The sequence below is a fragment of the Collinsella aerofaciens genome (genome assembly GCF_039758965.1).
Classification (GTDB): Bacteria; Actinomycetota; Coriobacteriia; order Coriobacteriales; family Coriobacteriaceae; genus Collinsella; species Collinsella aerofaciens_BR.
Genome location: NZ_JBDMSL010000021.1, coordinates 1 through 14,098, shown reverse-complemented (window position 1 = coordinate 14,098; position 14,098 = coordinate 1). Strand labels below are relative to the sequence as shown.

Annotated in this window: 13 protein-coding genes and 3 tRNA genes; all 16 read right to left on the bottom strand. The window is 61.7% G+C overall.

Translation table 11 applies throughout. From position 1 onward, the window contains the following. Positions 1–7: 7 nt before the first annotated feature. Positions 8–925 (bottom strand): signal recognition particle-docking protein FtsY, encoded by a 918-nt coding sequence (gene ftsY / locus ABHU32_RS07775; RefSeq protein WP_195919866.1) that lies wholly within the window; start codon positions 923–925, stop codon positions 8–10. Then, positions 925–4,461, bottom strand: a complete 3,537-nt coding sequence (gene smc / locus ABHU32_RS07770; RefSeq protein ID WP_346979555.1) for a chromosome segregation protein SMC — start codon at positions 4,459–4,461, stop codon at positions 925–927. Before smc ends, ftsY begins: the two co-directional genes overlap by 1 nt. A 10-nt stretch (positions 4,462–4,471) precedes the next feature. Beyond that, a complete protein-coding gene (gene rnc / locus ABHU32_RS07765; protein WP_138112385.1) occupies positions 4,472–5,197 on the bottom strand; it encodes a ribonuclease III in 726 nt (241 codons plus the stop codon). Positions 5,198–5,200: 3 nt separating this feature from the next. Continuing rightward, positions 5,201–5,443, bottom strand: coding sequence for an acyl carrier protein (locus tag ABHU32_RS07760; RefSeq protein WP_055286398.1), 243 nt, complete (start codon positions 5,441–5,443; stop codon positions 5,201–5,203). Positions 5,444–5,567: 124 nt separating this feature from the next. Further along, positions 5,568–6,587, bottom strand: coding sequence for a phosphate acyltransferase PlsX (gene plsX, locus ABHU32_RS07755; RefSeq protein WP_152068080.1), 1,020 nt, complete (start codon positions 6,585–6,587; stop codon positions 5,568–5,570). Positions 6,588–6,674: 87 nt separating this feature from the next. Next, a complete protein-coding gene (rpmF, locus tag ABHU32_RS07750; protein ID WP_022094017.1) occupies positions 6,675–6,854 on the bottom strand; it encodes a 50S ribosomal protein L32 in 180 nt (59 codons plus the stop codon). A 64-nt stretch (positions 6,855–6,918) separates the two neighbouring features. Next, positions 6,919–7,473 carry a YceD family protein gene (locus ABHU32_RS07745; protein WP_055309521.1) on the bottom strand — a complete coding sequence of 185 codons (555 nt, stop codon included), beginning with the start codon at positions 7,471–7,473 and terminating at the stop codon, positions 6,919–6,921. Beyond that, entirely contained in the window at positions 7,473–7,970 is a 498-nt protein-coding gene (locus tag ABHU32_RS07740; RefSeq protein WP_040358176.1) for an ATP synthase subunit B family protein, read from the bottom strand. Before ABHU32_RS07740 ends, ABHU32_RS07745 begins: the two co-directional genes overlap by 1 nt. A 68-nt stretch (positions 7,971–8,038) precedes the next feature. Then, positions 8,039–8,536: a pantetheine-phosphate adenylyltransferase gene (gene coaD / locus ABHU32_RS07735; protein ID WP_152068081.1), complete on the bottom strand. Its 498-nt coding sequence runs from the start codon at positions 8,534–8,536 to the stop codon at positions 8,039–8,041. Beyond that, positions 8,529–9,185 (bottom strand): 16S rRNA (guanine(966)-N(2))-methyltransferase RsmD, encoded by a 657-nt coding sequence (rsmD, locus tag ABHU32_RS07730; protein WP_195520468.1) that lies wholly within the window; start codon positions 9,183–9,185, stop codon positions 8,529–8,531. Before rsmD ends, coaD begins: the two co-directional genes overlap by 8 nt. Next, complete coding sequence (gene recG, locus ABHU32_RS07725; RefSeq protein ID WP_346979554.1) at positions 9,182–11,359, bottom strand: ATP-dependent DNA helicase RecG; 2,178 nt, start codon at positions 11,357–11,359, stop codon at positions 9,182–9,184. The genes rsmD and recG overlap by 4 nt, the downstream gene beginning before the upstream one ends. A 10-nt stretch (positions 11,360–11,369) precedes the next feature. After that, positions 11,370–13,031, bottom strand: coding sequence for a DAK2 domain-containing protein (locus ABHU32_RS07720; RefSeq protein WP_152068084.1), 1,662 nt, complete (start codon positions 13,029–13,031; stop codon positions 11,370–11,372). A 27-nt stretch (positions 13,032–13,058) separates the two neighbouring features. Further along, complete coding sequence (locus ABHU32_RS07715) at positions 13,059–13,415, bottom strand: Asp23/Gls24 family envelope stress response protein (protein ID WP_022093773.1); 357 nt, start codon at positions 13,413–13,415, stop codon at positions 13,059–13,061. Between the two features lie 195 nt (positions 13,416–13,610). Beyond that, positions 13,611–13,685, bottom strand: a tRNA-Asn gene (locus ABHU32_RS07710). Between the two features lie 33 nt (positions 13,686–13,718). Then, positions 13,719–13,793 (bottom strand) — tRNA-Asn (locus ABHU32_RS07705). 33 nt (positions 13,794–13,826) lie between these two features. Beyond that, positions 13,827–13,901: transfer RNA gene (locus ABHU32_RS07700), tRNA-Asn, on the bottom strand. Positions 13,902–14,098: the final 197 nt, after the last annotated feature.

The following is a 14,098-nucleotide window of genomic DNA, read 5'->3' as shown; positions in this document are numbered from 1 at the left end:
TCACTCCTTAATTGGACTCGCCCACCAGGGCGCGGCAGAAATCTTTGGCATTGAACTCCTGCAGGTCATCGACCTGCTCGCCCACGCCGATGCGCAGGATGGGAAGCTTGAGCTTCTCGGCCACGGCCATGGCGATACCGCCCTTTGCCGTGCCGTCGAGCTTTGTCATGATAATACCGTCCAGGCCAAGCGCCTCGTTAAACTCGAGCGCCTGGTTGAGGCCGTTTTGGCCCGTTGCGGCATCGATCACGAGCACGACATAGACGGGCATGGGGCCGGCGGCCATATTGGCGGCGCGCTTGCGGGTCACATTGACCACCTTGGCAAGCTCGCGCATGAGCTCGGGGCTCGTGTGCAGACGACCGGCGGTATCGATGAGCACCAGGTCGCTGCCGCGCTTGTCGGCCTCGTCGAGAACGTCGTAGCAAACACTTGCCGGGTCGGAGCCGCGGTCGCGCTTGATGACGGGGACGCCAGCGCGCTGACCCCACACATCGAGCTGCTCGATAGCGGCAGCGCGGAAGGTATCGGCCGAACCGATCACGACGTTCTTGCCGCGGGAGGCCATGGCGCTCGCGATCTTACCGACCGTCGTGGTCTTGCCGGCACCGTTAATGCCCACAAACAGCACGCAGCTCGGCGTATCGGAGAACGGATCGCGCTCGATGGGCACAAAGTGCTGCTCAAGCTGCTCGGCCAGGGCACGGCGAAGCTGTGGAGCGGTCTTGAGGTTCTTCTTGGCCGCGGCATCGCGCAGGTCATCGGAGACCTGAATGGCGATCTCGGCGCCCATGTCACCCATGACGAGGGTGTCCTCCAGGTCCTCCCAAAAATCCTCGTCGACCTCACCGCCAAAGTAGAAGACCTCGTTGAGGGCCTCGCGGCTTCGCTCAAGTCCGCGCGAGAGAGCATCGAAGAATCCCATTATGCATTCACGACCTTTCCGGTTTCGCGATCGAGTTTTTGCGAGACGACGCGACTGACGCCGTCGGCTTGCATCGAGACGCCATAGAGGACGTCAGCGTCCTCCATAGTACGGCGCTGATGCGAGATAACCAAGAGCTGCGTATCGGAACGCAACACATCGAGCGCGCCGATGAGCTTGGACAGGTTGGCGTCATCGAGCGCCGCCTCGACCTCGTCCAGCACATAGAACGGCACCGTGCGCGTGCGATACACGGCAAAGAGCAAGGCGAGCGCCGTCAGACTCTTCTCGCCGCCCGACATGAGCATCATCTTGGTGATGCGCTTGCCGCGCGGCTGCGCCACGACCTCGATACCCGTCTCGGCAGGATGCTCGGGATCGGTCATCTCCAGATGAGCCTGGCCGCCCGGGAAGAGCATAGCGAAGATCTCGCGGAAGTTCGCGTCGACCTTCTCAAACGTCACCAGGAACGCCTTGCGCATCTTGCGATCAATGGCCACCGTGATCTTGGTGAGCGCCTTGCGCGCGCTCTCCAGATCGGCCAGCTGCTCCTCGATGTAGTCGGCGCGGCGCTTGAGCTGCTCGTACTCCTCCATGGCAACTTGGTTAACGGGACCAAGGTTGTTGATCTGGCGCACAAGCTGGTTGAGTTCGCGCTCGGCGGCATCGCGGTCGGTAGGAGCAGGAAGCATGAGCGCTTCCTCGAGCACCGTCGTGCCATCGGCGGTAATGGCCTTGATGGCAGCCTCGACCTGCACCTCGAGCTTGCCACGCGCGACCTTGAACTCGTTTTGCGTGGCGGAGGCGGTATCGACTCGCTCCTTAGCGCGGGCAACCTCTGCCTTGGCATCCTCGATGGTCTTCTTGAGCGAAGCGGAGTCCGCCTCCTCCAGAGAGGCCTGGTCACGCAGGCGCGCTGCCCAATCCGACGCGCGTTCCAACAGGGCAGAATAGCGTTCGTGCATGGGATCGACGCGCAGGCGCAGCAGCTCGAGCGAGCGCGAGGCCTGGCGTGTTCCGCGGATACGACGGTCGATGCCCTCAAGACGATGCTCAAGGTCGGGCACGCGGCCCTTCAGCGAACGCAGGCGTTCGCTCGTCTGGGCTAGGCGAACCTTGGCGTCGGCGAGCTTGCCGGCAGCCTCGGAATCGTCACGGCGAACGCGGTCGAGTTCGTCGTTGGCCTCGGAAATCTGCAAGCCCAGATCGCTTGCCTGCGCGCGGGCCTCGTCACGCGAACGGGTGAGCTCGTCAACGCGCGGGCGCGCAGCGCGAACGGCTTCGGAGGCCTGCTCGCGGCGCTTGGAGATGCGCACGCGCTCGACCTCGGCATTGTTGGCGCTTTGCTCCAAGCGGCCGATCTCGGAGAGCAGCGAGCGGCGCTCGCCCTCAAGACGGGCGATCTCGCCGGCGGCATCGTCCTCAGCGGCACGCGCTTCCTCAACGGCCGCGTTGGCCTCGACGACCCGATCCGACACATGCTCAAACACAGCGGCCAAATCGGGCTCAAGCCCCTCCAGCTCGCGAATGCGACGCTTACGCTCCAGAGCACCCGACGCCTCGCCGGCATCGAGGCCCACACGCACCAGGCCGCCGCAGGCGACGCGGGCGCCATCGGGGGTCACGTAAGTCACGCCGTCAACGACCGGCGCCGAAAGCGCGGCAGAAAGATCGTCCACGACGTAATAGCCGCCGAGCAGCGCCTCGACGACGGGTCCGTAGCCTGCGCGCACGGACAGACGATCAACCAGACGGGTACCGGAGGCGCCCACAGCGGCGGTAGAGCCGCTCACGCCGCGCGCCACCAGCAGTGCCTCGCCCGAGGCCTTATTTTGGTCCAGAGCCGCACGACCGGCACGCTCAAGCGTGGCGGCGTCATCAAACAAAAGAGCATCGATATCGCCGGCAAGCAGCTGCTCGACCAGGCCTTCGAGCTCACGAGGAGCCTCGAGCACGTCGCCCAAACGACCCGAGACATCATCGCCCAGCGCACCCATCAGACGGCTCACGAGCGGCGAGCTGTCGGCCATGCGGGCATCGAGTTTCTTTTGGCTGGCAAGCTCCGAGCGCACCTCGGATAACTTGTTGCGTGCCTCGCTCTCGCGGGCACGCAGGTCCTTCAGGGCCGCGCGTGCCGTCTCGGTGGCCTCACGCGCATCAACCTGAGCCTGGCGCGCTTCCTCAAGAGCGCCCTCAAGCTCCTCGGCGCGGTTGCGACGGCTCTCGAGCGAGGCCGTGACCTCCTCGAGCTGCTCGTCAATCTGCTCCAGGCGCGAGGCATACATGTTGTCCTCGACCTCGGCATTGCTCAAGGAATCCTTCACCTTGGCGAGCTCAAGCGCGGCGTTATCAGCCACACGCTGCACATCGCGCTGCTCACGCGTAAGCTGCGAAATCTGATTGTCGAGCGCCACGCGCCGCTCGTGGAGCTCAGCGGCGGCAGGACCAGCGGCGTCAACGTCCTCCTGGGCCTGCATATGCGCACCGGTCACTTCCTCAAGCTGCGCACGCGCGTCCTCGAGCTCCTCGACCACGCGACGACGCTGATGCTCGGAGCTCGAAATCTGACCGCGCATGTCAGACAGGCGCGACACCATGTTGTGGCCCTTTTCCTCGAGCAGGCGCATGTCGGAGTTAATGCGGCCGACCACATCTTGCATATGACGGCGTTGCTCGCCCAGGTCGCCCACAAACAGGCCCTTTTCCTCAAGCATAACCTGGAGCTTCTCGAGCTCGCGCTCCTTTTCGCTCATGCGGTACTGCGCAAGCTCCAGCTCGGCAGCACCTTCCTTGGAGCGGCTCTCCAGGTCGTTCCACTGCGACTGCAGCGAACGAAGCTCATCGACAGCCAGCATCTGCGTAAGCTCGTTCGCGCGCGAGGACAGCTCTTTGTACTTGCGCGCGCGATCGACCTGACGCTCCAGCGGTCGCAGCTGACGGGCGATTTCCTTATTGATGTCGCGGGCACGCGTCAGGTGCTCGTCCATCGACTTAATCTTTTTGAGCGCACGCTCCTTGCGGCGCTTGTGCTTGGAAATGCCGGCGGCCTCCTCGATGAGGGCGCGACGCTCCTCGGGGCGGCTCTGCAAAATGGCGTCGAGCTTGCCCTGGCTGATGATGGAATGCGTATCCTTGCCCAGGCCCGAATCGTGCAGGATGTCCTGAATGTCCATCAGGCGGCACGGACTCGAGTTGATGAGGTACTCGCTTTCGCCCGAGCGATACATGCGACGGGTGATGGCGACCTCGTCAAAGTCGACGGGCAACATATGGTCCGAGTTATCGAGCACCAGCGTGACCTCGGCGACACCCACCGGCTTGCGCGCCGACGAGCCCGAGAAGATGACATCCTCCATGGCCTGGCCGCGCAGCTGCTTGGCGCTCTGCTCGCCCAGGACCCACAGAATCGAGTCAGAGATGTTCGATTTTCCCGAGCCGTTTGGACCGACGATGACGGTCAGGCCCGGCTCAAACGTCATATGGGCGCGGTCGGCAAACGACTTGAACCCTTTGAGCGTGAGGGACTTGAGATACACGGTTCCTCGCTTACACGTGCTTCTTGTTCAGAATCACGCCGTTGGTGGTGTAACCCATGCGGTCGAGCGCTTCGAGCGCGGCAGCTCCCTCGGCTTCCTTCTTTGAGGAGCCGGAGCCGCGACCCTGGCGAATACCATCGATCAAAACCACAGCGGTAAAGGTGGGCGCATGCGCCGGGCCCTCGGAGCCAACGAGCTTGTACGCCGGAGGTTCGTGACCGTCGGCTTGCACGCACTCCTGCAAAAACGACTTGGGGTTCGCAGGATGCTCGGCACGCTCGGAAGCCAAATGCGGCTTAAGCGTACGGTGAATGAACTCCGCCGCAACGTCCCAGCCGGCATCCAGGTACAGCGCGCCCACGAGCGACTCATAGACGTTCTCGAGGGCCGAATGCAGGCCGCGCGCACCGGTACCGGTCTCGGAGGCACCAAAGATGATGATGTCGTCGATGCCCAGCTCGTGAGAAACCTCGGACAGCGTAGCGCCCGAGACAAGCGACACCTTCAAGCGCGTGAGCTTGCCCTCGTCAAACTCCGGATAGGACTCAAACAGGGAGCGTGCGACCACAGCGCCCAAAATGGAATCGCCCAAGAACTCAAGGCGCTCATAGCTGGCAGAAACCGGCTGGCCCTCGACTGCCGAGGGATGCGTAAGCGCCGCGCGCAGCAGCACCTTATTGTTGAACTCGTGGCCCAGGATTTCCTGGGCGCGCGTAAGTCGGTCGGATAAAGCCAAGACTTAAGCCTCCTTGGCAGCTTCGATAGCGTCGACGGCGTCGGCGACAGAGTTGAGCGAGAGCAGGGTCTCGTCATCGATCTCGAGGTTGAACTCGTCCTCGATAGCCGTAACCAGCTGCAGGCGCTCGAGCGAGTTGGCATCGAGGTCGTCAAAGGTGGTCTCCTCGCTAATTTCGGCAACATCGACGCCCAGAACGTCAGCAGCGACCTCGGCGATCTTGTCGAAGATTTCGGAGCGGTCCATAGCGCTTCCTCTCATAGTGCATGAATACCAAAAGAATGGTACCGCCCGGGCGGTACCAAGACACGGTTCTGATTCTACCCCACGACGTGCACCGCGAAGCACATAACAGCGCTCTAACTCGCTCTTATAAAACGATACCGTCCATAGAGTTGGCGACATTCTCGACCAGCCCGGCGCGCACGGCTTCGGCCGCCGCGAGCGTACCGTTTTTGACAGCCTCGACCGAGGTGGCACCATGGCCGATCAGGACCACGCCGCGCAGGCCCAAAAGAATCGCGCCGCCCTTGGCGTCGCCCGAAAGTTTGGCTTTAATCTCGCGCATCTGCTTTTTGATGAGCAGCGCGGCAATCTTGGTGCCGAGCGAAGACATAAAGACACCCTTGAGCTCCTGCAGCAAAAACTTGGCAGCGCCCTCGGTGGCCTTGAGCGCAATATTGCCCGACATACCATCGGCAACGACGACATCGAAGTTGCCTGAGGTGAGGTCGGTGCCCTCGCAGTTACCAACAAAGCCGGGAACGGCGGCCTTCATAGCAGGGAAACAGGCCTTGGTAAAGTTAGAACCCTTCTCGTCCTCGGTGCCGTTGGCAAGCAGGCCCACGCGAGGATGCTCGATGCCCAGGACGACGCGGGCATAGGCGCTGCCCATCTGGGCAAAACGCACCATATCGTCAACCTCGACATCGGGGTTGGCACCCATGTCGCACAGCACCGTCAGACCGCCGGCGCGATTGGGCAGCGCATTGGTCAGACAGGGGCGCACCGGCTGCTTCTTGCCTTCGGCCTGATACCTAAACGGCGTCACGTAGGCGGTGGCAGCGGCGGTCATGGCACCGGTCGAGCCGGCGGAGAAGAACGCATCCGCGTTGCCCTTCTTAATGGCGCGGCAAGAAAGCACGATCGACGACTTACGCTTGGTCATCACGGCGCGAATGGGATCGTCATCCATGGCGATAACGTCAGGTGCCTCAAGGGCCTCAACACGTGCATGGGAAGCTGCAAAGGGATTGACGATTTCGGCCGGGCCAGCCGCCAAGACCTCGATATCGGGATCGGCGGCAAGCGCAGCCTCGATACCATCGAGAACAACCTGAGGTTTCTCGTCTCCGCCCACAACGTCTACACAAACGCGAACGTTACTCATATACATGCTCCTTATACAAAAATGGCCGACTCATTGAGCCGGCCATTGTGGTTCCATTTGGAACGGCATCGCATCCAGAGTATACCGTTACTCGGTAACGATAACCTCGCGGTCCTTGTAGAAACCGCAGCTGGGGCACACGTGGTGCGGAAGCTTGACAGCGCCGCAACGGGGGCACGTGGACTGAGCCGCAGCCGAGATCTTCATGTTGGCGGAACGACGGGTGTGAGTGCGGATACGACCCTGCTTTTGTTTAGGTACGGGCATAGTGACCTTCCTTATGAACTATCCAGTGTGGCGATTACGCGCAAGTAGCGATACTACCACAGTTTTACTCATCAAGCTTGAGATTCTTCAATGCTGCAAATGGATTTTCCGTGGCAGCGGCCCATTCCGCCTCTGCCTGGGCGGCGCAATCGCATTGCTCGACGTTGAGATTGCAACCGCATGTGGGGCACAGACCACGGCAATCGGGCTTGCAGAGCACCACAAACGGCGTGTCCATAACGACCGCGTCATTGATGGGCTCGCCCAGATCGACGATGCGGTCCTCACCCAGGAGCTCGTAGCCGTCCTCGTAGGCCTCGGGATCCTCGGGCTCCTCAAAGAGGTAGAACTCCTCGATCTCGCCGGCGATATCAAACGAGGCGGGCTCCAGGCAACGGTCGCACTCGCCGGTGGCGTGCGCGCGGACCATGCCCGTGAGCAAGACACCGGTACCGGCATTGGTAAAGACAACGTCGTAGTCGATGCCGTCCTGAAGCTGGTACTCCTTCTCGCCCACCGTGTAGGTGGCGACATCGACCTTACCGGTCAGCGGATACGAATCTCCAGGAAACTCGAGCTGCTCGGAAAGATCGACGGTAACGCTCGGAAACTCAGCCATTACCACTGACCATTCTGTTGGGCGGCACCCTCGTTGAGCTGCTGACGGCAACGGGTAACGGTGCCAGTCAGGCTCTTGAGGTTCTCCTCCAGGTGCGTAAAGACCTGCTCCGCGTAGTCCTCGGCAGCATAACGCGTCTCGCGCTCGTACTGCTGGGCACGATCGCGGATGTCGTCGGCCTGCTGCTGCGCAAGGCGGACGATCTCCTGCTCACCGGCAATGGTGAGGGCCTGCTGCTGAGCGTCGGCGATGATGGAATCAGCCTGAGCGGCGGCGGAAGCCATAAGCTCCTCGCGCTCCTTAAGGATACGGCGGGATTTCTGCCACTCCTCGGGATAGCTCATGCGGATCTCGTCGAGGATATTGAAGAACACGTCGGCGTCGATGACCTTGAACTGAGCGTTCTTGCCGAAAGGCGGCTTGGCTTCCTCGATCAGCCCTTCGAGCTCATCGACCAAGCTGACGATCCTATCGCCAGGAAAATTCTCGCCCGGCATCCGGTCTCCTTTCATAGGTAACTTATCATCGTGCTAGTTTACCACATGCCACCAGGCAATAAAAAACGTCACGAAAAGCGATGTCTGAGCGCTTCGACCACGTTGGGCGGCACAAACGTCGATACATCGCTGCCGAGCGAGGCGATCTGGCGAACGACCGAGCTCGAGATGTAACCGTACTGCGGAGCACTCATGACAAAGATGGACTCCAGCTCGCTATCCAAGCGATAATTGAGGTCGGCCTGCTGCAGCTCATACTCAAAGTCGGTCATGGCGCGCAGGCCCTTGACCACGGCCCCCGCCCCCTGCTCACGAGCGAAGTCGACCAAGAGGCCGGTAAAGGGCAGGACTTCGACGCCGTCGATATTACCGAGCGCCTCGCGGGCCAGCGCCACGCGCTCATCGAGCATAAACGTGGTGCCCACACCGTTTTTACCCTGCGACTCTGCAACAGCGACGATCACACTGGGAAAGATGCGGCGGGCGCGGCGGATCACATCGATATGGCCAAACGTGATGGGATCGAAGGTGCCCGGGACGATCACGCGGTTGATGGTGTCATTCATGGGCGTCCTCCTGAAACGTCGTGGCATCGTTGTTATCGGCATCGGTGACGGCACTATCGTCCTCACCGTCGTCATCGCCGACCCAACGAAGCAGGTCGACCGAGGTAATGCCGTAGCGCTTCTCACGTACAGTCTCAAAGCCTGCCGGATGCGCGCCCGCATCGGCGGAGGCATGCTCAAACAGGGCATAAGCGCCAGGCGCAAGCAGACCCTGCTGAGCCAGATTCTGCAGCAGTTCCTCGACCGGCTCGGCGCCAAAAGCATACGGCGGGTCGAGCAGGACCAGATCAAAGGGGCCGCCCGGCACACGACCGCGCGAGGCACTCATCAGCATGTCGCCCGTTACCACGCGCCAACGCGCACGGTCACGGCAGAGCGACTCGATATTCTTGGTAATGAGCCGCGCGGCGTTGCGATCGATCTCAAACGTCGTGAGCGAGCGGGCCCCACGAGAGAGCATCTCGATACCTAGGGCACCGGAGCCGCCAAAGGCGTCCAGCACACGGACCTCGTCCAGATCGAAATCGAATGCCGACATGACCATAGATGCGCACGCCTCGCGCACGCGATCAGTCGTGGGGCGGGTGACATCGCGACCACGGGGCTCCTCGATCTTACGACCGCGCCATTCGCCGCCGATGATTCTCATCCTCCGCTGACCTCCTTAAAGATATGTCGATAACGCATGGCGACCGCGTCGCGCAAGGGACGCGTCGCCACAGAGTCAAGGTTGCAAGCATACCGCAAGAGCTCGACCGCGTCCAAATGGGCCCATTCGATAAGGTCCTCATCGGCGTCCAGGTCGACAAAGCGCAGGGTCACACCACCATGCTGACGATAACCCAGGATCTCGCCTTCATGGCGCAGGCGCAGGTCCATCTGGGCGAGCGTAAAGCCGTCCGAGGTCTTTTCGAGCGACTGGAGACGGTCTTGTGCCGCCGATGCGCCGCCGTTGCCCTTGGAGTGCGTCATGACCAGGCACGTGCCCGACACGCTGCCACGGCCCACGCGACCGCGCAGCTGGTGCAGGGCAGCCAAACCAAAGCGCTCACCGTTCTCGATAACCATGACGGTGGCATTGGGCACGTCGACGCCCACCTCGACCACCGTAGTCGAGACGAGCACGTCAATCTCGCCACGCTTGAAGGCATCGATGACCCGATCCTTCTCCCCCGCCGGCATACGGCCGTGAAGGCGCTCGACGGTAAGCCCCGGCAACGCAAGACGCAGTCGGTCGAGCTCGGTTGCCGTATCGTGAAGCGGCACGGGGACCGTCACGCGGCCCTCCTCGTCGCGGGCGATACCGGGTACGTCCTCCAACTCATCGGCCGAATCGCTCGGCTCCACGAGCGGGCAAATCACGTAGGCCTGCTGACCCTTTTCATGCGCCTCGCGAATGGCGCCATAGGCGAGGTCGCGGCTCGACTCGGTGAGCACGCGCGTGGTCACACCGGCACCCGGAACAGGCCGGTGGCGGATGATGCTCGTATCCAGATCGCCGTAGACCGAAAGCGCCAGCGTACGCGGGATGGGCGTTGCCGTCATAACGAGCAGATCGGCACCGGGGCCCTTCGCGCGCAGAGCGTTGCGCTGGCCCACACCAAAGCGGTGCTGCTCATCGATGACCACGAGCGATAGATGCTTGAACGCAACGTTATCCGAAAGCACCGCGTGGGTGCCAAAGAGCACATTAAGCTCGCCCGATTTCAGCTGTGCATGGATGCGCTCGCGCTCTGCAGCCGGCGTGGCACCCGTCAGAAGCGCCCAGGACATGCCGGCCTGTGAGAGCAGAGGGCCGGTCTTATCGGCATATTGGCGCGCCAGCACGCCCGTGGGCGCCATAACGCAGGCCTGCGTGCCGCTATCGGCAGCCACAGCCAGTGCGCAGGCGGCAACGGCGGTCTTACCGGTACCGACATCACCCAACAGCAGGCGGTTCATCACACGCCCGTCATCGCACATATCGCGCAGGATATCCTGGAACGCGGCCTCCTGCTCGTCGCTCAGCGAAAACGGCAGGGCTTGCTTGAGCGCGGCCAGGTGCTCGCCCGCGGTGTGGGCATAGGGCACCACATCGACCAGGCCGCCGTCGTTGCGCAGACGCAACGCCAGCTGCAGGTAGAGGCACTCCTCGTAGGCCAGGCGACGACGCGCGATGTCGCGCTCTGCCATACTCGATGGAAAATGGATTGAGCGCAACGCGCGGGCATTGCTCATGAGCTTCCGCTTTGCGCGCAGCGGCGCGGGAATCGGATCGAACGGATTGCCGACGACCTCGAGCGCGCCGCTTACGATGCGGCGCATCCACGCCTGGCTCACGCCATCACTCACGTAATGGACCGGCAGGATGGTGCCTGCGGCACGCCCGTCCTCGAGCTTTTCAAAGTGCGGCGAGGCCATCTGCTTAAAGCCGTAGGCAAACTCGACCTTGCCCATCACGGCCAGGCGGTCGCCCTGCTTAAGCTGCTGGGCAATCCAGGGCTGGCGGAAAAAGGCGACCTGCAGCACGCCCGTCTCGTCAACGAGTGAGACCTCGGTCACCTGCATGCGCGGACGCGGCTGCTTTTGGACGATACGGTCGACCGTGGCGATGATGGTGCACATGGTACCGATGGGCGCCATCTCGATGGACCACGAACGGGTAAAGTCCAGGTATCGATGAGGGATATGGAGAAGGAGGTCCCCCACCGTCCGAATTCCCAGACGGCGAAGGGCCTCCTCACGTTTACCCGAAACATATTTGAGTCGCGCGATATCTTCATCGAGCGCATTGCTCTGGGCAAAGCGCTCCGAGACGCGCGGCACGGAGCACAGCTCGGACATGACGAGATGCCTACTCGATCGAGAAAATCACGGGATAGAGCGGCTGCTCGCCACGATGGGCGTCAATCTCCAAGTCGGGCTGAGCCTCCTCGATAGCGTCGACGATCTCCTGGAAGGCCTCATCGGACAGCTCCTCGCCGGCCAGAATCGTCAGTGCGTCGCCCTCCTCTTCCTCCTGCATGCGGTTGATGCAGTCGAGCGTGACCTGCTTCACGTCGGAGCCGACCACGTCGATGGAGCCGGCGATGATACCCATGACGTCACCGGAGTGAATCGGCGAGCCGTCGGAGGCGCTGGAGTCGCGCACAGCGCGGGTGACCTCGCCATCGCGGACCTCGCTGATGGCGTCGACCATGGCGGCGACGGCGTCCTCGAGCTCGGAATCGGGCAGGACCGCGAACAGCGCGGAGAACGCCTGCGGGACGGTCTTGGTGGGAACGACGGCAACCTTCTTGTCCGTGCAGGCAGAAGCGGCAGCCTCGGCAGCCATGCGGATGTTGCCGTTATTGGGCAGGATGATGACCGAGGTCGCGTTGACCTGGTCCACCGCGCCCAGCAGGTCGGCGGTCGAGGGGTTCATGGTCTGGCCACCCGACACGATCACGTCGACGCCGAGGGACTTAAGGATGTCGGCCTCGCCGGAACCGGCGGCAACGGCGACAAAGCCCAGGGCCTTCGCGGGCTCGGCGGCCTTTTCCTGGTCCTCGTGAATCTTGGCGGTACGGTCGTGGGCCTCCATCTCCATGTTGTGGATAAAGACCTCGTAAATCTGACCGAGCTGCAGCATGTGCTCGAGCACCAGGTTGGGGGTGTTGGAGTGCACATGGATCTTGTAATCGGGGTAGGCACCCACGAGCAGTTCGCAGTCGCCCATGGAACCCAGGAACTTAAGGCACTCGTCCTCGTCAAACGGGGCGTCGGCCTTAAAGAGGAACTCGTTGCAGTAGCGGAACTCCGAGCCCTCCCAGTCGTCGTTGGCCTCGATCTCAACGCGACCAAGGGCCGCATCGCGGGCAGAGCCAGCGGAATCAAACGTGGCGGAGAAATCCTCGACAACGGTGCTGCGGCCAAGCGCGGCGGCAACAAAGTTCTCCAGGAAGATGGCAAAGCCAAAGGCGCCGGAGTCGACCACGCCGTTCTCCTTCAGAACGGGCAGCAGGTCGGGCGTGCGAGCAACGGACTGGTACGCCTCGACGACGATAGCATCGAGCGCATCCTCGGCCGAGAACTTCTTCTTCTCGCACTCATCGGCCTTGGTCGAGACATCGCGCAGGACCGTGAGGATCGTGCCCTCGATGGGCTTGCGGACGGCCTGGAAGGCGACCTTGACGGCACGACGGAAGGCGAAGGCAATATTGGCGGACGTAATAGGCTCGTCGGCAGAGACAAGGCCCTCGGCCACGCCGCGAAGAATCTGCGAGGTAATAACGCCGGAGTTACCGCGAGCGCCCATGAGAGAGCCGTGGGTGATGGCACCGGCGATGGCCTCCATATCGGCATCGGCGGGAAGGACAGAGAGCTCCTTGGTCACCGAGGCGAGCGTGAGCGACATGTTGGTGCCGGTATCGCCATCGGGTACGGGGAAGACGTTGAGCTTGTTGATCTCCTCGGCCTTGTCGGAAACGGCAGCCGCAGCGATCGGAAAACAGGTGCGAATGGTCTTTGCAATCATGGGTATTTGAATCTCCGTTTTCGGATGCTAGTTCAGACGGCTCTTGAGCGCGTCGATATGGATGCCGATCTTAAGGCTGGCGGGATCGATCTGGGCGATCTCCTGCAGGGTGAAGGCAACGGAGCTCGAAAGATTGTGGCAGACGGACTTCATGTTGACGCCGTTCTCGAGCACGACGTGAAGATCGACCGTAAGGCCGTTCTCGTCGGCGGAGACAAGCACGCCCTTGCGGAGGCGCTGACCGGCAAGCAGGCGCACGCTCTCGGCGCCCTGGAGCTGCTCAGCCATACCGACAACGCCATAGCACGTCATCGCGGCATAACCGGCAATATCGGCAATAACGTCGTTCGAGACGCTCAGGCTGCCGTTAATGGTCTCAGACACAAGAATCTCCTTTTCTTGGTGCTCGCGGCACCATGTCGTGGGAGCAATCATTGCAATATTCTACAACGACCGCGGCATGTTGAGGTGGCGGGCCTCGGGATTACATCCTCGACACGAAATGTTGATATGGTAACGTTCGCGAACGGCGATCGCGGCATGAAAAAACCCGCCGCATAAGCGACGGGTTTTACAACCTGGCTCCCCGGGTAGGACTCGAACCTACAACAGCGCGGTTAACAGCCGCGTGCTCTACCATTGAGCTACCGAGGAATTTAAAGCCCAACGGAAAGGGCTGGAAAATTCTGGCTCCCCGGGTAGGACTCGAACCTACAACAGCGCGGTTAACAGCCGCGTGCTCTACCATTGAGCTACCGAGGAATTTAAAGCCCAACGGAAAGGGCTGGAAAATTCTGGCTCCCCGGGTAGGACTCGAACCTACAACAGCGCGGTTAACAGCCGCGTGCTCTACCATTGAGCTACCGAGGAATAGGTGCGTGCTCTCAAGCAACGAAGTTTATTATACGGACGAATCAGCTCAGGGCAAGAACTTTTTTAAGAAATTTTCCGACCCAGTCATTGGGGACGTTCTTAAACGACCAGTCATTCAAGAACGTCCATTACAGTCGAAATTGTCAGCCTGGGACCATCTCGGGCTACGATTGAGGCGCGCCCAGAACGGGCCG